The 20,026-nt window shown below is 66.3% G+C and carries 19 protein-coding genes and 1 pseudogene; 5 read left to right on the top strand and 15 right to left on the bottom strand.

Annotated elements, in window-relative coordinates:
• Positions 1-7 precede the first annotated feature (7 nt).
• Both rfaD and HMPREF2716_RS22370 read right to left on the bottom strand, forming a co-directional pair.
• The gene (gene rfaD, locus HMPREF2716_RS22375; RefSeq protein WP_003106207.1) at positions 8-1,000 is read right to left on the bottom strand and encodes an ADP-glyceromanno-heptose 6-epimerase; all 993 of its coding nucleotides are present in this window, start codon (positions 998-1,000) and stop codon (positions 8-10) included.
• Between the two features lie 95 nt (positions 1,001-1,095).
• Positions 1,096-1,386 carry an Rdx family protein gene (locus tag HMPREF2716_RS22370; protein WP_003091717.1) on the bottom strand — a complete coding sequence of 97 codons (291 nt, stop codon included), beginning with the start codon at positions 1,384-1,386 and terminating at the stop codon, positions 1,096-1,098.
• A 68-nt stretch (positions 1,387-1,454) separates the two neighbouring features.
• On the opposite strand from HMPREF2716_RS22370, the gene plpD reads away from it, so the two are divergent.
• Positions 1,455-3,641, top strand: coding sequence for a patatin-like phospholipase PlpD (plpD, locus tag HMPREF2716_RS22365; protein WP_023517855.1), 2,187 nt, complete (start codon positions 1,455-1,457; stop codon positions 3,639-3,641).
• Between the two features lie 7 nt (positions 3,642-3,648).
• On the opposite strand, the gene HMPREF2716_RS22360 is transcribed toward plpD, so the two are convergent.
• From HMPREF2716_RS22360 to HMPREF2716_RS22315, 11 genes and pseudogenes are all read right to left on the bottom strand, one after another.
• Positions 3,649-5,697, bottom strand: coding sequence for a motility hub landmark protein FimV (locus tag HMPREF2716_RS22360; RefSeq protein WP_031687372.1), 2,049 nt, complete (start codon positions 5,695-5,697; stop codon positions 3,649-3,651).
• Between the two features lie 276 nt (positions 5,698-5,973).
• The gene (locus HMPREF2716_RS22355; protein ID WP_003091721.1) at positions 5,974-6,408 is read right to left on the bottom strand and encodes a MarR family transcriptional regulator; all 435 of its coding nucleotides are present in this window, start codon (positions 6,406-6,408) and stop codon (positions 5,974-5,976) included.
• A 116-nt stretch (positions 6,409-6,524) separates the two neighbouring features.
• On the bottom strand, positions 6,525-7,541 hold the full coding sequence (locus HMPREF2716_RS22350; RefSeq protein ID WP_003122415.1) for a DUF2804 domain-containing protein: 1,017 nt from the start codon (positions 7,539-7,541) through the stop codon (positions 6,525-6,527).
• Positions 7,542-7,691: 150 nt separating this feature from the next.
• Positions 7,692-8,861: a GGDEF domain-containing protein gene (locus HMPREF2716_RS22345; protein WP_003119637.1), complete on the bottom strand. Its 1,170-nt coding sequence runs from the start codon at positions 8,859-8,861 to the stop codon at positions 7,692-7,694.
• Positions 8,862-8,949: 88 nt separating this feature from the next.
• Entirely contained in the window at positions 8,950-11,088 is a 2,139-nt protein-coding gene (recQ, locus tag HMPREF2716_RS22340) for a DNA helicase RecQ (RefSeq protein WP_003122414.1), read from the bottom strand.
• 83 nt (positions 11,089-11,171) lie between these two features.
• Positions 11,172-11,522, bottom strand: coding sequence for a two-component system sensor histidine kinase HtpB (htpB, locus tag HMPREF2716_RS22335; protein WP_003091725.1), 351 nt, complete (start codon positions 11,520-11,522; stop codon positions 11,172-11,174).
• 65 nt (positions 11,523-11,587) lie between these two features.
• Entirely contained in the window at positions 11,588-11,866 is a 279-nt protein-coding gene (locus HMPREF2716_RS30080) for an ATP-binding protein (protein ID WP_371915114.1), read from the bottom strand.
• Positions 11,867-12,206: 340 nt separating this feature from the next.
• A pseudogene (gene hsbR, locus HMPREF2716_RS30075) lies at positions 12,207-13,304 on the bottom strand (two-component system response regulator HsbR); the annotation flags it as partial.
• Between the two features lies 1 nt (position 13,305).
• On the bottom strand, positions 13,306-13,611 hold the full coding sequence (gene hsbA, locus HMPREF2716_RS22325) for an anti-anti sigma factor HsbA (protein WP_003091727.1): 306 nt from the start codon (positions 13,609-13,611) through the stop codon (positions 13,306-13,308).
• 314 nt (positions 13,612-13,925) lie between these two features.
• On the bottom strand, positions 13,926-14,750 hold the full coding sequence (cheR, locus tag HMPREF2716_RS22320; RefSeq protein WP_003091728.1) for a protein-glutamate O-methyltransferase CheR: 825 nt from the start codon (positions 14,748-14,750) through the stop codon (positions 13,926-13,928).
• Between the two features lie 76 nt (positions 14,751-14,826).
• On the bottom strand, positions 14,827-15,759 hold the full coding sequence (locus tag HMPREF2716_RS22315) for a chemotaxis protein CheV (protein ID WP_003098747.1): 933 nt from the start codon (positions 15,757-15,759) through the stop codon (positions 14,827-14,829).
• 131 nt (positions 15,760-15,890) lie between these two features.
• Here HMPREF2716_RS22315 and flgA point away from each other — a divergent pair, with 131 nt between their 5' ends.
• From flgA to flgZ, 4 genes are all read left to right on the top strand, one after another.
• The gene (gene flgA, locus HMPREF2716_RS22310) at positions 15,891-16,589 is read left to right on the top strand and encodes a flagellar basal body P-ring formation chaperone FlgA (protein ID WP_003098745.1); all 699 of its coding nucleotides are present in this window, start codon (positions 15,891-15,893) and stop codon (positions 16,587-16,589) included.
• A gap of 144 nt (positions 16,590-16,733) precedes the next feature.
• Positions 16,734-17,057 (top strand): flagellar biosynthesis anti-sigma factor FlgM, encoded by a 324-nt coding sequence (gene flgM / locus HMPREF2716_RS22305; protein ID WP_003098742.1) that lies wholly within the window; start codon positions 16,734-16,736, stop codon positions 17,055-17,057.
• 54 nt (positions 17,058-17,111) lie between these two features.
• Positions 17,112-17,582, top strand: coding sequence for a flagella synthesis protein FlgN (locus tag HMPREF2716_RS22300; protein ID WP_003113135.1), 471 nt, complete (start codon positions 17,112-17,114; stop codon positions 17,580-17,582).
• Positions 17,583-17,610: 28 nt separating this feature from the next.
• Complete coding sequence (flgZ, locus tag HMPREF2716_RS22295) at positions 17,611-18,402, top strand: flagellar brake protein FlgZ (RefSeq protein ID WP_003119635.1); 792 nt, start codon at positions 17,611-17,613, stop codon at positions 18,400-18,402.
• Positions 18,403-18,405: 3 nt separating this feature from the next.
• Here the strand turns inward: flgZ and HMPREF2716_RS22290 are convergent, their stop codons facing one another.
• The gene (locus HMPREF2716_RS22290; RefSeq protein WP_003113134.1) at positions 18,406-19,017 is read right to left on the bottom strand and encodes a TIGR04282 family arsenosugar biosynthesis glycosyltransferase; all 612 of its coding nucleotides are present in this window, start codon (positions 19,015-19,017) and stop codon (positions 18,406-18,408) included.
• 41 nt (positions 19,018-19,058) lie between these two features.
• A partial coding sequence (locus HMPREF2716_RS22285) for an MFS transporter (protein WP_070622008.1) occupies positions 19,059-20,026 on the bottom strand: 968 nt, incomplete at its 5' end.

The following is a 20,026-nucleotide window of genomic DNA, read 5'->3' as shown; positions in this document are numbered from 1 at the left end:
GGATCCCTCAGGCGCTGCGCGCCAGCCAGCGGCAGTAGCCGGCGACGCCCTCTTCCAGGCTCTGGAAATCGTCGCGGTAGCCCGCCTCGCGCAGCAGCTCCAGGTCGGCGCAGGTATGGCTCTGGTAGCGCGCCCGCAGCGACTCGGGGAACTCGCGGTAGCCGAGCAGGCCGCTTTCCACGGCCTGTTGCAGCGACAGGGGCGGCTGGTCGGCGTTGGCGCGGACGCTATTGATCACCGCCAGGGCGACCTCGTTGAAGGTCCGTGCCTGGCCGCTGCCGAGGTTGAAGATTCCCGAACGCTGCGGATGGTCGAAGAAATGCAGGTTTACCCGCGCCACGTCCTCCACCGCGACGAAGTCGCGCAGGTGGCCGCCGGGCGGGAAGCCGCCGTGTTCGCCGAACAGTTCGACCCGCCCGTCGCGGCGCAATTGCTGGTAGCAGTGGTAGGCCACCGAGGCCATCCGCCCCTTGTGTTCCTCGCGCGGCCCGTAGACGTTGAAGTAACGCAGGCCGACCACCTGGCTGCGCGCCTGCGGCAGCGCCCGCCGCACACGCTGGTCGAAGAGGAACTTGGAATAGCCGTAGACGTTCAGCGGCCGCTCGTACTGGCGCGCCTCGCGGAAGGTCCGGCCGGCGCCGTAGACCGCCGCCGACGAGGCGTAGAGGAACGGCACGCCGAGTTCCAGGCTGCTTTCCAGCAGGCGGCAACTGTAGCGGTAGTTGTTCTCCATCATGTAGCGGCCATTGCTTTCCAGGGTGCTGGCGCAGGCGCCCTGGTGGAACAGCGCGCGGACCGTGCCGAAGTCGCCGCGGGCGTAACGCTCGAGGAAGTCGTTCTGGTCCAGGTAGTCGGCGATATCGGCGTCCGCCAGGTTGCGAAACTGCTCGCCGTCGGTGAGATCGTCCACCGCGATGATGTCGGTCTCGCCGCGCCGGTTCAGCGCCTGCAGCAGATTGCTGCCGATGAAGCCGGCGGCGCCGGTGACGATGATGCTCATGGGCACTCCCTTCGACAGGATGAATGCCCCCAGGCTATGCCTATGCGCCGTGCCGCCCGTTGACCTGCAACAAGCCATGGGCGGACGGCAGCGGTTCAGCGGGAAGGACGATCGTTGTGACCGAGGTCGCGTTGCGGGTCGATGCGGTCACGAACCCGCTGCTTGAGCGCCTTGGCCTCGGGGAAGCCGCCGTCGGCCTTGCGCTCCCAGACCTGCACGCCGTCGCAGGTGATGCGGAAGACGCCGCCGGTTCCGGGCTCCAGGCAGACTTTTCCGAGATCGTCGGCGAAGGTGCTGAGCAGTTCCTGGGCCAGCCAGGCGGCACGCAGCAGCCACTGGCACTGGGTGCAATAGGTGATGACGATTTCGGGCTTGGCGGTGGGCATGTCGGCGGCTCAGGGGAAACGGTCGCGCCTATAATAGCCGCCTTTTCACCCGGCTCCGGATCGTTCTCATGCGCCGCCTGCTGCTCGTACTGCTGCTCCTGCTTCCCCTGTCTGCCCTCGCCGCGGAGGCCCGGCCGAAGATCGGTCTGGTCCTCTCCGGCGGTGCCGCCCGCGGCCTGGCCCATATCGGCGTGCTCAAGGCCCTCGACGAACAGGGCATCCAGATCGACGCCATCGCCGGCACCAGCATGGGCGCGGTGGTCGGCGGCCTGTACGCCTCCGGCTACACCCCCGCCGAACTGGAGCGCATCGCCCTGGAGATGGACTGGCAGCAGGCGCTGTCCGACGCGCCGCCGCGCAAGGACGTGCCGTTCCGGCGCAAGCAGGACGACCGCGACTTCCTGGTCAAGCAGAAGATCAGCTTCCGCGACGACGGCACCCTCGGCCTGCCGCTGGGGGTGATCCAGGGCCAGAACCTGGCGATGGTGCTGGAAAGCCTGCTGGTGCACACCAGCGACAACCGCGACTTCGACAAGCTGGCGATCCCCTTCCGCGCCGTCTCCACCGATATCGCAACCGGCGAGAAAGTGGTGTTCCGCAAGGGCCACCTGCCCCAGGCGATCCGCGCCAGCATGTCGATCCCCGCCGTGTTCGCCCCGGTGGAGATCGACGGCAGGCTGCTGGTGGATGGTGGCATGGTCGACAACATCCCGGTGGACGTGGCGCGCGACATGGGCGTGGACGTGGTGATCGTGGTCGACATCGGCAACCCGCTGCGCGACCGCAAGGACCTGAGCACCGTGCTCGACGTGATGAACCAGTCGATCACCCTGATGACCCGGAAGAACTCCGAAGCCCAGCTGGCCACGCTCAAGCCCGGCGACGTGCTGATCCAGCCGCCGCTGTCCGGCTACGGCACCACCGACTTCGGCCGCGTGCCACAACTGATCGACGCCGGCTACCGCGCCACCACGGTGCTCGCCGCGCGCCTCGCCGAGTTGCGCAAGCCGAAGGACCTCAACAGCGAAGCGCTCGACGTGGCGCGCACGCCGAACCAGCGCAAGCCGGTGATCGACGCGATCCGCGTGGAGAACAACTCGAAGGTCAGCGACGAGGTGATCCGCCACTACATCCGCCAGCCGCTCGGCACGCGCCTCGACCTCGGCCGCCTGCAGGACGACATGAGCACCCTCTACGGCCTCGACTACTTCGACCAGGTGCAGTACCGGGTGGTCAAGGAGAAGAAGCTCAACACCCTGGTGATCCACGCCACCGGCAAGAAAGGCGGCACCGACTTCCTTCGCCTGGGCCTCAACCTGTCCGACGACATGCGCGGCGAAAGCACCTTCAACCTCGGCGGCAGCTACCGCATGAACGGCCTCAACCGGCTCGGCGCCGAGTGGCTGTCCCGGGTCCAGCTCGGCGACCGCCAGGAACTCTACAGCGAGTTCTACCAGCCGCTCGACGTCGGCTCGCGCTACTTCGTCGCGCCCTTCCTGTTCCACGAGGCACAGAACGTCGACGTCACCGAGGACAACGACCCGCTGCTGCGCTATCGCCTGGAGCGCTACGGCTACGGCCTCAACGTCGGCCGGCAGATCGCCAACAACGGCGAAATCCGCCTGGGCGCGGTGCAGGCCTACGGCAAGGCCGACGTGCGCATCGGCGACCCGAGCCTGCCGGACATCGACTTCACCGAGGGCTACTACGAACTGAAGTACTCGTTCGATACCGTCGACGACGTCAATTTCCCCCACGAGGGCGAGGAGATCGGCCTGACCATGCGCCGCTACGACAAGTCCCTCGGCTCGGACGACAGCTACCGGCAGTGGGACCTGCGGCTGAACAAGGCGCTCAGCTTCGGCGCCGACACCTGGGTGTTCGGCGGCGGCTACGGGCGCACCCTGGACGACGCCGAGGTGGTCACCTCCAGCTTCACCCTCGGCGGCGCCCGCGAGCTGTCGGGCTTCCGCCGCGACGCGCTGTCCGGGCAGAACTACAGCCTGGGACGGATCGTCTATTACCGGCGCCTCACCGAACGTTCCTTCCTGCCGCTGGACTTCCCGCTGTACCTGGGCGGCAGCATCGAGCGCGGACGCATCTGGAACAACGACAACGAATACGACAGCGGCTACATCAACGCCGCCAGCCTGATGATCGGCTTCGATACGCCGCTGGGGCCGCTGACCTTCAGCTACGGGATCAACGACGAGAACTTCAAGGCGTTCTACCTGAACCTCGGGCAGAACTTCTGAGCGGAGTTCAGGCGATCAGCGCCAGCAACTCGCGCGCCTCGGCCTTCTGCCACGGGTCGCCGTGCGCCACCACCAGGCGCAGGATGCGGCTGGCCTGGTCGAGATCGCCGCTGTCGATGCAGGCGCGGGCCCGGTCCAGGCTGGCCGAGGCCTCCTCCGGCGGCACCGTGGCCGGCTCTGGCTGGTCGAGTTCGAGGTGTTCGTACTCGGCGACATCCGGCAGTTCATGGAGATTGCTCTCGAACGCCAGGGGCTCCTCCGCCGGTTCCGCCTTGCCGGCAGCGGCGCGGCGCGGCAGGTCGGGGTTGTCCAGGGGATTCTCCAGGGCGCCCCAGTCGAGATCGAGATCGAGGTTGAGGTCGCCGAAGCCGTCGGCGCCCGAGGACGCATCCGGTTGCTGCAAAACGGGCGGCTCGGCCAGCGGCAGGTCGCTCCAGTCGTCGTCCTTGGTTGTTGCCGCCGGCGTCTCGGTCGCCGGCATCTGTAGCAGCGCCGGGTAGCGTCCGCGCAACTCGTCGATGGCCTCCGGGTTGCCGCCACTGGCCAGGGTTTCCTCGGCCAGCGCGTCGAAGCCGGCCGCATCGCCCAGCTCAGCCAGCACCAGCAACAGCTTCATCCGCGCGCTCAGGCGCTGCGGCTGCTCGGCGAGTACCTGACGCAGCAGGTCGCGGGCCTGTCCGTAGCGACCGTAGGCGATATAGATGTCGGCGCCGTCCAGCTTGTCCGCCGCAGCCATGGCGGCGCGCGGAGCGGCGGCCGGAGCAGGCGGAGGAGACGGCGGCGGGCTGGAGGGAACGGCGACCGGCGGCCTGGCCTGTTCCTCGACCTTTGCCGGCGCCGGTGCGGCCGCCGGGGGGCGCGGCGCACGCCGCAGCGGCAGGTTCAGGGCGACCCGGCGCTTCGGTTCGACCGCCGGGACAGGAGCCTCTTCGCGGCGGCGACGCAACAGCAACACGCCGAGCAGAGCGAGGACCAGCAGCAGGACGATCATCCAGCGCCAGTGCTGCGAGTCCGTCGGCGTTTCAACCGGTTGCGCAACCGAAGGCGCGGCCGCGGCAGGCGGCGGCGCCACGGGCCGCACCGCCTGGCGCCGGGCCAGTTGCTGTTGCAGTTCGGCGACCTGGCGATCGCGCTGCTGCAGTTGTTCCTGCAAGGCCTGCAACTGGCGTTGCAGATCGTCCATCCGCTGGCTCAGTTCCTCCCGTTGCCGGGCCAACGCCTCGGCCTCGGCATCCGCCTGGCGCTGCGCCTCGACGAGAGCCGCCGGAGCGTTTTCCACCACGGCGGCATCGGCTGGCGGCAGGACTTCCACGGCCGCCTCCTTCACGGCGCCGGGCTCGCCTCGCTCCGGCTGGTAGCCGGCCGGCAGGCGCAGGCGCGCGCCGGCCTTGAGCCGGTGCCGGTCGGCATTGACGAAGGCCTGCGGATTGAGCTGGTACAGAGCCTCCATGAGTTGCGCGCGATCGGCGTTGCCGGCACCACGCAGGCGTCCGCTGATGGCCCAGAGGTTGTCGCTGGGGCGAGCCAGGTATTCGTCGCCCGGCTCCAGCAGTGCCGGGTCTACGACGACCGCGGCACTACGCGGCGCGGGCGCCAGCGTCGAGGATTGCCGCTGCGGCTCGATCCCGCTGCGCGCGGCCGGAAGCATGCGCGTCGTATAACCGAGTGGATCGAGCAGTACGGTGAATTCGCGGACGATGCGGCCGTTGGGGCGTGCCACCTCCACCAGGAAATTCAGGTAGGGCTCCTGCACCGGTCGGCTCGAGGACACATGGATGCGATTGCCACCGCGCCCCTGGAGCACCGGACTGAAACGCAGCTCGTTGAGGAACTGCAAGCGTTCCACCCCGGCCGCGGCGAAGACGTCGGCGCCCGCCAGGCGGACCTCGATCTCGTCCGCGCCGAGATCGCCGACGTCGAGCAGTTCGATATCCGCATCCAGCGGCTGGTTGAGCGCCGAATGCAGGGTGATGTCTCCCACTCCCAGGGCGCTCGCCTGCCCGGCCAACAGGCACGACCAGGCACACAACATGACACGCAAGGCTTTACCGGGCATTCCGTTCTTTTCTCCGCACTTCGAGCACACAGCCGGCCAGCGGTCGACTGCTACATCTATTTCACGTTAGCCCGAATTTCGCCCCGTACAGGGCTGAACGCACCACATGGCGCAAGACATGGCTTTTTGCCATCACTGAATAGAGGAATGCCGTGGAAACGGTCAAGATTTTTCGTCAGAAAACCGACGAAAACCTCTGTAGAGGGCTTTCGGACGAAAGCCCAGGAGGTGATGCCATAAAAATGGCGATTCTAGCGGAATTTCGTGACGCAGTGCTCAGCGCTTTTCCAGGTTCGCCAGGATTCGCAAGAGCACCTGCTGGCACAGCGCCTGCTCGGACTCGTCGATGCCGGTCAGTACGTCGTTGCGAACGCTGGCGGCGATGGCCTCGATATCGGCGATCAGCACATCGGCCTTGGGAGTCAGCACGATGTGCTTGGCCCGCCGGTCCTCCGCCACCGCCAGGCGCCGTACCAGGCCCTGGGACTCGAGGCCGTCGAGCAGCCGCGCCAGGGTCGGGCCTTCGACCCCGACCGATTGGGCCAACTCGCGCTGGGTGGGCGAATCGCGATGGCGCGCCAGATGCAACAACACCAACCAGCGCGCCTGGGACAGGCCGAGGTGACTGAGGCGGCGGTCGAGTTCAGCGCGCCAAGCACGGGAAGTCTGGGCTAGCAAGGTGCCGAAATAGTGCTTGTCTGTCTGAGCCATAGGAAAAAGGAGGTCCGATATTTCATTTGACTAATTATTAGTCGGCTAATAATGCCCGTCCAATTCCCCCCGTACAATGACAAATTGTCGCACGATATGCCCAGGCCAGGCCCTGTCTACCACTTCGCGTACTGGTCCTCGACGAAGCCCCAGAGCCGCTCGATCCTCACCTCGGTACGACCTCGCGGACGCAGCACACCGCTGAAACAACCGAATATCTGCTTGAAGTTGCTCGCCAGCAGACCGAGGTTCAGCCGCTCCTGATGCATGCCGTGAGCCTCGAAGCGCAGCTCCACCTGGCCATCGTATGAATGGATGGTCCAGGGCCGCAGCGGCTGGTCGCGGTCGAAGTCGAAGCGCACGCTGTCGACCTTCAGCAGTTCGCCGTCCAGCCAGTAGCAGTTCTCGGTGAAGCTGGTCTCGTTGACCCCGCACGACAGGTTCAGGCCGACCCGCAAGCCGTCCGCCTCGCCGGACAGGCAAGCCCAGTTCCAGAAGGTTTCCGGGCGCATGTAGCCCGCCGACCAGTCGTGATGGGCGAAGGCGTCCAGCGCCTGCAGGTCGTGGTCGCCGAGGGCGCTGCGCACGTCGCCGCGACAGCGCACGCCGGCCACCTTCTGCGCGTAGACCCAGCCGTTCACCGCGGTCGGCGTACACAGGCACATCGGCTGGAAGCTCGGCGCCTCCTCGCTGAAGCAGGCGTCGATGCGGGTGCCATCGTCGAGTTCCACCAGCAGGCGTTTCTCCCGGTGAGCCATACGGTTCTCCAGGCGTAGCAGGTTGCGCCCCTGGCGCAGTTCGCAGACGCCGTCGTCCGGGGTCTGGGAAAACCGGGTTCCGAACCCCAGCGGCAGCTTGAAGCGCCGCTCCAGCATGCGTCCGCTGGAAGGCTGGTAGAGGTAGACGAAGCCGACGCCAAGCAAGCTCAGCTGGGCCAGGGCGCAGCCGCCGATCAGCTCCGGGCTGATCAGGCCGAAGTACTGGAACTGATGGAAGCGTCGCCATTTGCCCAGGGCCCCCACGCGCCGGCCCATCGGCGAACGGAAGTCGAAATCGCGGTAATTGATGTGCTGCGGGGCACTCGGGAAGATGCCGTAGTGCGGTTGGCCGTTGGCCTGGATCAAGCGCTGCATGGGGTCCGTCCGGAAGTCGTCTCGCGGTGGGGCCGGCAGCTCTGCGAAGAGCGGCCGTGCCTGGCATTTTTTCCTGTCGAACCTAGCATTCGCCGCCTCGTCCCGCAGTCACCGGCGGCGCCAGCCACAGGGACAAAATCGGCCATGGACTCAGGCCACCACCTGGTTGCGGCCGAACGCCTTGGCTTCGTAAAGCGCGCGATCGGCATGCTCGTAGAGATCGTAGAGACGCTTCAGGTCGTTGCCCGGGGTCGGCCACAGGCAGGACACGCCGACCGACAGGGTCACTTCGCGCGCCGTGTCCGACGCCTCGTGCTCCATGCGCAGCGCCTGGACCTGTGCGCGCAGCGCTTCCGCGCGCAGCCTCGCCTCGTGCTCGTTGGCGCCGTACAGCAACAGGGCGAACTCTTCGCCGCCCAGGCGCACCGCCATGTCCAGCGGACGCCTGGCATTCGCCTCGAACACCGCGCCGATGCGCTGCAAGACCGCATCGCCAGCCTGGTGTCCGTAGCGGTCGTTATAGGCCTTGAAATGGTCGACGTCGCAAAGCAGCAGCGCCAGGGTCTTCTGTTCGCGCTGGGCCTGGCGCCAGAGGCGGTCGAGGTGCTGGTTGAAGCTGCGCCGGTTGTGCAGGCCGGTCAGGCTGTCGTGGTCGGCCATCACCCGCAACAGGCGGCTGATGAGGAAATGCTCGCGCGACTTGAACTCCAGCAGGTAGCAGCCGACCGCGCCGATCAGGTTACCGAACAGCAGGAACAGCAGGTTGTTGCCCAGCGGCTCCTGGGTACCCGCCCACCACTCGAAACCCAGGTAGGCGAGCAGCACCACCAACGCACAGCTCAATGCCTGCGACAACCGCAGGCCGGCGAGGAAATAGGCGGCGAAACTGACCAGCAGCAGGCCTTCGTAGGGATAGCCGGGATCCGCCCGGTGCGCCAGGCCGACCACCGCCGCCGCACCGACGCCAAGGGCGAGGACGCAGGCGATGCTCAGCGGCACCATCAGTTGGATGTGCCGGCGCAGCATGATCAGGCAGCCGCAGACCAGCAGCAGGACCAACACGCCAAGGCGCACCGCCAGTACGCCCCACAGCGGGGGACCAGCGAGGATCAGCAGGTCGATGCCGATGAACGCCAGCCAGACGAGCATGCCGACGCTGAGGGCGATGCGTTTCAGCGCGAAGCTGTCCTCCAGCATGTAGCGCCGGTAGTCACGCTCCAGTTCGGGAAGGAAACGCAGACCGCGGAAACCGCGGTTCAATTGGTCGGCATAGAGGTTGGAACGGGAGTCGTCCAACCGGTCCTTCTGTGTCACGCACACCTCTTCTCTTGGAGGGCTTGGCGTCACAGTAGACGCTTGCGAAGGACGTCACAAGATTGGCGTCAGAAAATACCGGCAAATGGCCATATCACGACTCCAGTTCCACCTGCAGGGCGGCGCGTACGCAGTGCAGCACGCCACTCGGCACCCGCTTGCCGAAACGCTCCTCCAGCGCCGCCACCGGCGGCAGTTCGCCGTCTTCCTCGAGGAAGGCGTCCTGGATTTCGCCGAGGAGTTCCTCGGGCAGATCCAGCGCCTGCTCCAGGCTCACCTGCTGACCGGCGATGGCCTCGGCGAGCATCGCGTAGACGTTCTTCTCGCTGCAATTGAGCTGGCGGGCTATCTGCGCCGGGGTCATCCCCGCACAGGCCAGGCTGGCCAATTCGTGGCGCAGGTCCTGCGGCGGCGCGGCGGGCGCCGCCGGCGAGTCGGTGAGGACATCGAGGAAGGCCTGGCCGTAGCGCTCCAGCTTGCGCGCGCCGACCCCGCTGACCTGGGCCATGTCGGATAGCGAGCACGGCTGGCTGCGGAGCATTTCCAGCAGGGTCGCGTCGGGGAAGATCACATAGGGCGGCACCGAATGCTCTTCGGCCAGCTTGCGCCGCAGCGCGCGCAGGGCCTCCCACATTTCCCGCTCTTCGCTGCGCACCAATTGGCTGGCGGCGCTGGCGCCGCCGCTGGAGGAGCCCTTGGCGCGCTGTGGTTTGAGGTCGCGGCGCAGCTCCAGCCGCACCTCGCCCCGCAGCAGCGGACGACAGGCCTCGGTCAGGCGCAGGCCGCCGAAGCCGTCCAGGTCGACGTCGGCCAGGCCGCGCGCGACCAACTGGCGGAACAGGGTCCGCCATTCGTCTTCGCCACGCCCCTTGCCGATCCCGAACACCGCCAGGTGCTGGTGGCCGAGACTGCGGATCTTCTCGGTCTCGCGGCCGAGCAGGATATCCACCAGATGGCCGACGCCGTAGCGCTGGCCGCTGCGGTAGATCGCCGACAGCGCCTGGCGCGCGGATTCGGTGGCATCCCAGGTTTCCACGCCGTCCACGCAGTTGTCGCAATGCCCGCAGGGCTGCGGCATCTCCTCGTCGAAATAGGCCAGCAGCGCCTGGCGCCGGCAACGGGTTTCCTCGCAGAGCGCCAGCATGGCTTCCAGCTTGTGCCGCTCGACGCGCTTGTGCCGCTCGTCGCCCTCGGAACTCTGCATCATCTGCCGCAGCAGCAGGACGTCCTGCAGGCCGTAGGCCATCCAGGCGTCGGCCGGCAGGCCATCGCGGCCGGCGCGGCCGGTTTCCTGGTAATAGGCCTCGAGGCTCTTGGGCAGGTCGAGGTGGGCGACGAAACGCACGTTGGGCTTGTCGATGCCCATGCCGAAGGCGATGGTCGCCACCATGATCAAGCCTTCCTCGTTGAGGAAGCGCTTCTGGTGGTGGGCACGCAGTTCGTTGGACAGTCCGGCGTGATACGGCAGCGCGGGGAAGCCCTGGTTGCCGAGGAACTCCGCGACCTCCTCGACCTTCTTCCGCGACAGGCAGTAGACGATGCCGGCATCGCCGCGCCGCTCGGAGAGGAAGCCGAGCAACTGCTTGCGCGGCTGCTCCTTGGGCACGATGCGGTAGAAGATGTTCGGCCGGTCGAAGCTGGAGAGGAACTGCTCGGCGTTCTGCAGGTGCAGGCGCTGGATCATCTCCTCGCGGGTACGCATGTCCGCGGTGGCGGTCAGGGCGATCCGCGGCACCTGCGGGAACAGCTCGGCAAGCTGGCCGAGCTGCAGGTATTCGGGACGGAAGTCATGGCCCCATTGCGACACGCAGTGCGCTTCGTCGATGGCGAACAGGCCGACCGGCAGTCGTTGCAGGAAGGCCAGCATGCGCGGCTGGACCAACCGCTCCGGTGCCAGGTAGAGCAGCTTGATCTCGCCACGCTGCAGGCGCTCGGCGATGTCCCGCTGCTGCTCGGGGTTGAGGGTGGAGTTCAGCGCCACCGCCGGCACGCCGAGTTCGTCCAGGGTGGCGACCTGGTCCTCCATCAGCGCGATCAGCGGCGACACCACCACCGTCAGGCCTTCGCGCAGCAGCGCCGGGACCTGGAAACACAGGGACTTGCCACCGCCGGTGGGCATCAGTACCAGCGCATCGCCACCCTCGGCTACCCGCTCGATGATCCGTGCCTGGTTGCCACGGAAGGCGTCGTAACCGAAAACGTCTTTGAGGATGCGTAGGGCTTGCTCGCGCATGAAGGACTCCAAATCGAGCGGCGCATTATACGCCAGGGAGGCTCGATCGGGCCGGTACCTTGTCGCCGGAAAGGACGAAAACCTCAGCGATAGCGCTGACGTTCCTGTTTGAAAAGGATGCGGACGATGGCGAATTCGCGCTCCATCTGTTCGATCAGCGCCGGCGCCCGTTGCAGGTCGCCGCGCCTGGCGCTTTCCTCCAGCTCCTTGCAGTAGCCGGCGAGGAGTACCGCGCCCATGTTGCTGCTGCCTCCCTTGAAGCTGTGTGCGGTATGCCGCAAAGCCTGGGCATCGCCGGCCTGGAGGGCGGCATGCAGGCTGCGCAGGCGCTCCTCGGAGTCGAGCACGAAGGTATCCAGCAGGACCGGATATTCGTCCTCCATGACCTCCTGCAGCGAAGCCAGAACACGATCATCGAGATGCGGCGCGGACATTCGATCGCTCCCTGAAGTCGACTTCCGATGCCCTACCCATTAGGAGCACCGCGACGAAAGCGCGATTATGCCTGAGGCGACCAGAAAAACTCCACGGACACCACCTTTCCGTCGGCCGACCACTGGCAACGATCGGACAATTCGCGGATCAGGCGCAAACCCCTGCCGCAGAGGCGTTCCTGGCGCTCCACGGCATTCAGCGCGCGCTCCACGTCGAAACCTTCGCCGCTGTCCTCGACCCGCACCAGCAGACGCCCCCCCCGCGCCATGCGGCGCCAGGTCCAGGTGCAGTCGCACGTAGCCGTCGCGCAAGGCCTGCAGGCGGCTGACCCGCTCCTGGTAATAGCGGGCGAATCCCGCCGCGTCGCTCTTCATCGTCGAATCGAGGCCGATGACGCCATGTTCCAGGGCGTTCGAATAGAGTTCGGCGAGCACCGTATACAGCGCGCCGCCGCGCGCGCGCAGGTCGTGGACCTCGAGCAGCAGTTGCAGCACATGGGGCAGCGGGTTGAAATGCTTGAGGGTTTCGGCGCGGAATTCGAAGCTCACCGACCAGTCCAGCGGACTGCTCACGCCGCTATCGGAAAACGCCAGCGGCGGGCATTGCAGGCCGCTATCCGGCTGCAGCCGCACTTCGAGCATGCTCACGTCGTCCTGCACCGCGCCGCGGAACTGCGCCAGGCTGCGCTGGATCTCGTCGAACAGCGCGGACGGCTGGCGATTGCGCTCGAACAGCTGGAGCAGCCGCGCCTCGCCGAACATCTCGCCAGCCTTGTTGCTGGCCTCGAGGACCCCGTCGGAAAACAGGAATATCCGATCTTCGATATCCAGCGGATAGGTTTCGCAACGGTCGCTGAACGCCGCCGGTTCGAGGATTCCCAGCGGCAGGTGGCGGGACACCAGGGCGACCCGCTCGCCGCTGGCGGCGCGCAGCAGGTAGCCGTCCGGCAAGCCGCCGTTCCAGACCTCCACCAGTTCGCGCTGGAAGCTCAGGTTGAGCAAGGTGGCGCAGCAGAACACGCCGACCGGCAGGATGCGCTTCAGCTTGGCGTTCATCTCGCGGAGGATGTCGGCCATCGGATAGCCCTTGGCGGTCATCCCGTAGAACACCTCGGCCAGCGGCATCGCGCCGATCGCCGCCGGCAGGCCGTGGCCGGTGAAGTCGCCGAGCAGCACGTGCATGCCGCCGGACGGCTTGTAGGCGGCCAGCAGCAGGTCGCCGTTGAACAGCGCGAGGGGCGATTGCAGGTAGCGCACGTTGCTGGCGTTCAGGCAGCCGGAATGGGCCACCTTGTCGAACACCGCCTTGGCCACCCGCTGTTCGTTGAGCAGGTGCTCGTTGTGCCGGACGATCAGGTCGCGCTGCTCCAGCACCGTTCGTTGCAGCAGGTGCAGGCGTCCCATGGCGTTGATCTTGGCTTCGAGGATCACCCGGTTGTACGGCTTGGAGAGGAAGTCGTCGCCGCCCGCCTCCAGGCTCTGCACCAGCGCCTCGGTTTCGCTGAGGGAGGTGAGGAAGATGATCGGCACCAACTCCTCGCCGGCCTGCTGCTTGATCCGCCGGGCAGCCTCGAAGCCATCCATCACCGGCATCATCACGTCCATCAGGACCAGTTGCGGCCGCTCGGTCTCGAACAGCGCCACCGCCTCCAGGCCGTTGCCGGCGGTCAGCACGCGATGCCCCTGGCGGCTGACGATGGTCGACAGCAGCAGGCGGTCGGCCGCGTTGTCCTCGGCGATGAGAATCGTCAGGCTCTCGATCCGCGCCGCCGGGGGATTCATCTCAGCTGATCTTGAACAACTGCTCGAAGTTGGAGATGGCGAGGATCTTGCGCACTTCCGGGCTGCAGTTCGCCAGGCTGATCTGCGCGTTCTCGCCGCCGGCGTGGTCGCGCAGCAGCAGGAGCATGCCGAGGGCCGAGCTGTCCAGGTAGGTGGCGTTGCGCAGGTCGACGACATAGCGTCGCGGAGTGATCGCGACGCGCTCGTAGGCGTCGCGGAAATCCTGATGGGCCCCGAAGTCGAAGCGCCCCTGGATCTGGATGGTCAACTCTTGCCCATCGGCCGAGGGCAGCGCAGTGATGGCCATGGAAGTCTCCTGGTAGGCGTGGCGGATCGAGGGAAGGCTTGAATCATGTAAGCAGTTCCCCGGCAAAGCGGCAACTTGCCAGATCACCTGACTATCAGAAATATCTGTCAATACAACTAGATCGCGCAGTCCTAAACTGCCCCGCTCCGAGCCAGCCGTCCTGTGCCGAGCGGGCTGCGACGGCGCCGCCGCGCGTGGCGCTCGGAGCCTGGGCAGTGGGCGAAAGTCTCGTCCCACCTGCCCGTCCCAAGCGGACCCGCGCCAGGCTGCCAGGTCACCCCCGGCGCAACCTGGCGCGGGTCCGCTTCCTTGCGCTACTTGGCCCGGTAGATGATGCCCGGGCTGCACTGCACCATCTGGTAGTGGTCGGGCAGGTTGTTCAACGCCTCGGAGGCGCCGAGGAACAGGTAGCCGCCAGGCTTGAGCGTGCCATGGATGCGCAGCAGGATGTCGCGCTTCACCTCGGCGGAGAAATAGATCAGCACGTTGCGGCAGAACACCATGTCGAACTTGCCGAGGCTGGCGTAGCTGTCCAGCAGGTTCAGGGCACGGAACTCGACGCGGCTGCGGATCGCCGGCTTGACCGCCCAGCGCCCCGGTCCCTTGGCGTCGAAATAGCGTTGCAGACGCTCCGGGGACAGACCGCGGCCCATCGCCAGGGTGTCGTATTCGCCGGCCTTGGCGGCGGTGAGCATCGACCCCGACAGGTCGGTGGCGACGATCTGCACGCCCGCCTTCAACTGCCCCAGGTTGGTCTTCTCGAACTCGTCGATGGCCATCGACAGCGAGTATGGCTCCTGGCCTGACGAACAGGCCGCCGACCAGATCCGCAGGCGCTGCCCGCCGTTGGCCTTGATCAGTTCGGGAAGAACCCGCTGCTTGAGCACCTCGAACGGGTAGGTATCGCGAAACCACAGGGTCTCGTTGGTGGTCATCGCGTCCACCACCATCTCGCGCAGGCCGCCGCGCTGGGTCTGGATGCGCTGCACCAGCTCTCCCAGGCTCTTGATGCCCTGCTGCTCCATCAGCTTGTTCAGCCGGCTCGAGACCAGGTACTGCTTGTTGCTGCCCAGCACAATGCCGCAGGTCTTCTCGAGGAAGACCCTGAACAACTCGAAATCCGCATTAGCTGCCGACACGCATAAGCCTCTTCGCCCTGGGCGACCGGAACGCAGCCGGTCGCCCGTATTCACATTGTTGTCAAGGGCCGATCGCTCAGCCCGCGTCCACCGCCTTGATCCGCTCCACCACCCGCGCCGCCAGATCGTCCGGACGGAACTTGGCGAGGAAGTCGTCCGCACCGACCTTCTTCACCATCGCCTGGTTGAAGACCCCGGACAACGAAGTATGCAAGAGAATGTGCAGTTTCTGCAGGCGGGGATCGCTACGGATTTCCGCCGTCAGGGTATAACCGTCCATTTCCGGCATTTCGATGTCGGAGATCAGCATCAGCAGCTCGTCTTCCGGACGCCGTCCCTCGGAGAGCATGTTCTGCAGGTACTCCAGGGCCTGGCGCCCGTCGTTGAGCGCGGTCATTTCCACGCCGACCGCCTCCAGGCAACGGATTACCTGCTTGCGCGCCACCGACGAATCGTCCACCACCAGCACCCGCTTGGTCACCGCGCGGCTCTGGGTCTCGGCGTCCACCACTCCGTGGGACACTTCCTCGGACGTCGGTGCGACCTCCGCGAGCACTTTTTCCACGTCGATGATTTCCACCAACTGCTTGTCCACCCGGGTCACCGCGGTCAGGTAATGCTCGCGGCCGGCGCCCTTGGGTGGCGGATGGATCTCTTCCCAGTTCATGTTGACGATGCGCTCCACCGAGCGCACCAGGAAGCCCTGCACCTTGGTGTTGTACTCGGTGATGATCGCGAAGCTGTTGGTCAGGTCCTGCAACCCGCGGCGGCCGGTGGCCAGCGCCAGGTCGAGGATCGGAATGGTGCCTCCGCGGATGTTCGCCACCCCGCGCACCACCGGGCTGGACTTGGGCATCACCGTCAGGCGCGGGCACTGCAACACCTCTTTCACCTTGAACACGTTGATGCCGTAGAGCTGGTTGCCGTCCAGGCGGAACAGAAGCAGCTCCAGACGGTTCTGTCCGACCAACTGCGTACGCTGGTTGACTGAATCCAAAACACCGGCCATTGGCGCTCCCCTCAGACGGTCGTGCCGGACTCCGGCACGACCATTGCTTAACCCGTTGCATGAAACAGGCAACGACAGTTTTTCGACGAATAATGGCATGTAGCCATACTTCTCTACGGTTTTTACCCGTTTTGCTCGGGCTCGGCTACCTGTGCGCGGCTAACAACAGCCAGGCCCAGGGTTTTACCGCTCCCGAGGTACTTATCGGCTCCACCCAGGGGTTTCTTGAATTCAAGGTAGAAGAATATCTGCAGAATAGCGGACTCGACGGGCGCTACCAGATTCAGGTCAATCGCGTCGACCCGCGCTTGCGCCTGGCCGAATGCGACAGGGACTTGACGCTCAGCCAGGAAAGTCCGGCACAACCGATCGGCAGGGTCACCGTGCGCATCAGTTGCGAAGGCAGTGCGCCCTGGACCATCTTCATGCCGGCGCAGGTGAAACTGTTCCGCCAGGTAGTGGTCGCGGTGCAGCCACTCAAGCGCGCGCACGTGCTGGAGGATGCCGACATCGCCCTGGTCGAGCGCGACGTCGGCCTGCTGACCCAGGGCTACCTGACCGATCCGGCCCGCGTCGTCGGGCAGAAGCTGCGCCGACCGGTGGTCAACGACCAGGTGCTGGCGCCGGTCTTCCTCGAGCAGGCCGAGGCCGTGCGCAAGGGCGACCAGGTGGTGATCCTCGCACGCACCGCCACCATCAACGTCAAGATGCCCGGCGAGGCGCTGTCCGATGGCGCCCCGGGCCAGCAGATCCGCGTGCGCAACCTGCGCTCGCAGCGGATAATCAAGGCCCGCGTGATAGAACCCGGCACGGTCGAGGTGAATATGTAGAGGGAAAGCCGTGGCCGGTAGCGCTGGCGCTACCCCGGCGGGTTTCTCTAAACTGGGAAACGACGCACGAAAATAAGTCCTAAAGTTTTTCAAGCCTTCGCCGAAAAGCTAGGCAAGCGTCCAATACCTTCGAGGTTTACAACCATGGTCATCGACTTCAACCGGCTGAATCCCGGCAGCACGCCAGCCACCACCGGCCGTACCGGCAGCACCGCCGCAGGTCGCCCCGACGCCACTGGCGCCGACAAGGCAGGCCAGGCCGCGACTTCCGCTCCGAAGAGCGGCGAGTCGGTGCAGATCAGCGAAACCGCCCAGAACATGCAGAAAGTCACGGACCAGCTGCAGACCCTGCCGGTGGTCGACAACGATAAGGTTGCCCGGATCAAGCAAGCGATCGCCGATGGCACCTATCAGGTCGACAGCGAGCGTGTTGCCAGCAAGCTGCTCGACTTCGAATCCCAGCGCTGACCTCGAAGGACGCGCTGGAGGACATTGGACGCCGAATGAACTCCCGAGCCCGAGATGCCTGACTCCCCTACCCTGCTCGATCTGTTCGCCGAGGATATCGGCCACGCCAACCAACTCCTGCAGTTGGTCGACGAAGAATTCCAGGCCCTGGAACGGCGCGAGCTGCCGGTCCTGCAACAGCTTCTCGGGGCCAAGCAGCCACTGATGCAGCAACTGGAGCGAAATGGCCGGGCCCGCGCGGAAATCCTCCGCGAAGCCGGCGTTTCCCTCGACCGCGAAGGCCTTGCCCGCTATGCCCGCGAGCGCGCGGATGGCGCCGAGCTGCTGGCGCGCGGCGACGAACTGGGCGAACTGCTGGAGCGTTGCCAGCAGGCCAATCTGCGCAACGGGCGGATCATCCGCGCCAACCAGGCTTCCACCGGCAGCCTGCTGAACATCCTCCGCGGCCAGGACGCCCCGAGCCTGTACGACAGCCGCGGCGGCACCGCCTCGAGCAGCCGGCAACGTCCGCTCAGCCAGGCCTGAACCCGACCAGCACACGTATCAAGGCACAGTGCTATCATTGAGGCATTCGTGCCCCAGGAGAGCATTGAAGGTGCCCAACCCGTTCGTCGAAGAAGCGGGGCCGCAACCCCCGAAGGTGCTCAAGGCCCCCGTGGAAATCCAGGCCAACCTGCGCCTGCTGCAGGATAGCCGCGACTCCCTGCTGATCACCTTTGCCGATCGCAACCAGCGCTTCCAGAGCTTCCTGGTGGACATCGACCGCGACCGCGGGATGGTCGCGCTGGACGAACTCATCCCCAACACCGGCGAACGTTTCCTGCAGAACGGCGAGGCGTTTCGCGTCGAAGCCTTCCACGAAGGCGTGCGTATCGCCTGGGAATGCGAGCGCCCGGTGCAGTTCGGCGAACACGACGGCGTCCCCTGCTACTGGGCCGCCCTTCCCGCCGAAGTGCTCTACCACCAGCGCCGCAACGCCTACCGCGCCAGCATCAAGCAGAGCCAGCCGATCGCCGCGGAAATCGCCGGGGAAAAACTCCGCGCGCCGCTGAGCGGACAACTGCTGGATATCTCCGCCACCGGCGCCAAGCTGCGCTTCGCCGGCAATGTCGCCGAACGCCTGCATCCCGGCGAGATCTACGAAGACTTCAGCGCCCAGCTGCCACAGGGCGCGATCAGTAGCGCGATCGAACTGCGTCACGTGCGCTTCGACGAAAAGCTCGACGCGACCTTCGCCGGCGTCCGCTTCAGCGAGATGAGCGGCCTCGCCCAGCGTCAGGTGGATCGCTTCGTCTACCAGTTACAGCGCGAAGCGCGGCGCTTCGAGAAAGACGAACTGTTCTGAGTTTCACAGGACCAGCCCCAGCGCCGCCAGGCGCGGCAGGTCCTCGGGACGGTCGACGTCCCAGAGCGCCGGCAACAGGTGATGCTCCCAGCCCAGTTGCCGGAGACGCTCGCAGGTCAGCGCCAGCAGGCGGTCTCCGCCCCAGGGCATCGACTCGAACAACAGCGGGTCGACCCGGGTCAGGCCGAGCAGCGCGTAGCCGCCCCGCTCCACCGGCCCCAGCACCGCCTGGTGGCGGCCCAGGGCGGTGCAGGCCGCTTCCAGGTAGTCGCCGTCCAGCACCGGGCAGTCGTGGCGAATCAGCAGTACCGCCTCGCTTTCCGCCAACCCCAGCGCCGCGATACGCCGCATGCGCTCGCCGGGGTCGCCGGCCGGCTGGCTCATCAGGCTCCAGCCCAATGCCACCGCCAGCGCCTGCAGATCGCTGTCCAGATCGTCGTCGAACCAGAGGATGCGGGCGCTGAAGCCGCGATCGGGCAGGCGCAGGGCGCGTTCCAGCAATACCCGCTGCAAGCGTCCCGCGCTCTCCTCGCCGATGGCCTGGGCGATCTTCGGCCGCCGCTGCCCGGGCGGCAGGTTGCGCACCATCAGGTGAAGGGAAAGCGTCGGACTCATCGCAACCTCTCCTGCCTATCGGCTCCCGCGGCGAGCGGAGTTCAGTTCTGCGTCGCACCGTCGGCCTGCGGCGCGTCGGGCTCGCCATCGACCATCTGCTCCTGCACCGCCTGTTCGTCTACCCGCGGATCGAGCGCCGCGACCAGCGGGGAGCTGGTCATGTTGTCCGGGGTCGGCACGTGGTGCAGCGGCGCGTCGTCGACCCGGTGCAGGCCGCTGACCTTCTCCGGATGGACCCGCCAGACCAGGATCAGCGCGCAGGCGCTGACGAACGCATATAGCATGTTAGCGCCAAACAGCCGCATCAGCGCGCCGGCCGCCAGCGGCCCGATGCAGGCGCCGACGCCGAAGGTCACCAGCAGCATGGCGGTCAGCGAAACCCGTCGCTCGGTCTCCACATGGTCGTTGGAAAAGGCCACTGCCAGCGGATAGAGGGTGAACTGCAACATGCTCGCGGCGATTCCCAGGGCCAGCAGCAACGCCAGCGGCATCTGTTGCAACAATGCCAGCGGCAAGGCGAACAGGCACAGCAGGATGGCGCAGGCGCGGATCAGCCAGGCGCGGTCGCGACGGTCGGACAGCCAGCCGAGCGGCCACTGCACCAGCAGCCCGGCGAAGATGCAGGCGCCCATGTACAGGCCGACCTGCTCGTTGGGCAACCCCAACTGGTTGGCATACAGCGGCGCCAGGCCATAGAAGGAGCCGACCACCAGCCCCGAGACCAATACGGTGGTCAGCGACTGCGGCACCCGGCGGATGAAGAAGCGTGGTTCGAGCGGCGCCGGGCGCAGCGCTGCGGGGTGGATCTTGTGGGTCAGGGCCAGCGGCACCAGGCACAGGGCGAAACAGAAGGCCACCAGCATCAGCAACTCCGGCCCCAGTTGCGGATGCGCCACCAGGATCATCTGGCCGAGCACCAGGCCCAGGTAGGAAGCCGCCATGTAGCCGCCGAACACCGCGCCGCGCTGGCTGGCATCGGCCTGCTCGTTGAGCCAGCTCTCGATCACCA

The sequence above is a fragment of the Pseudomonas sp. HMSC076A11 genome, from assembly GCF_001810205.1.
Classification (GTDB): domain Bacteria; phylum Pseudomonadota; class Gammaproteobacteria; order Pseudomonadales; family Pseudomonadaceae; genus Pseudomonas; species Pseudomonas aeruginosa.
Note: the sequence above shows the minus strand (reverse complement) of the source record. Positions and strands in the feature narration are given on the sequence as shown.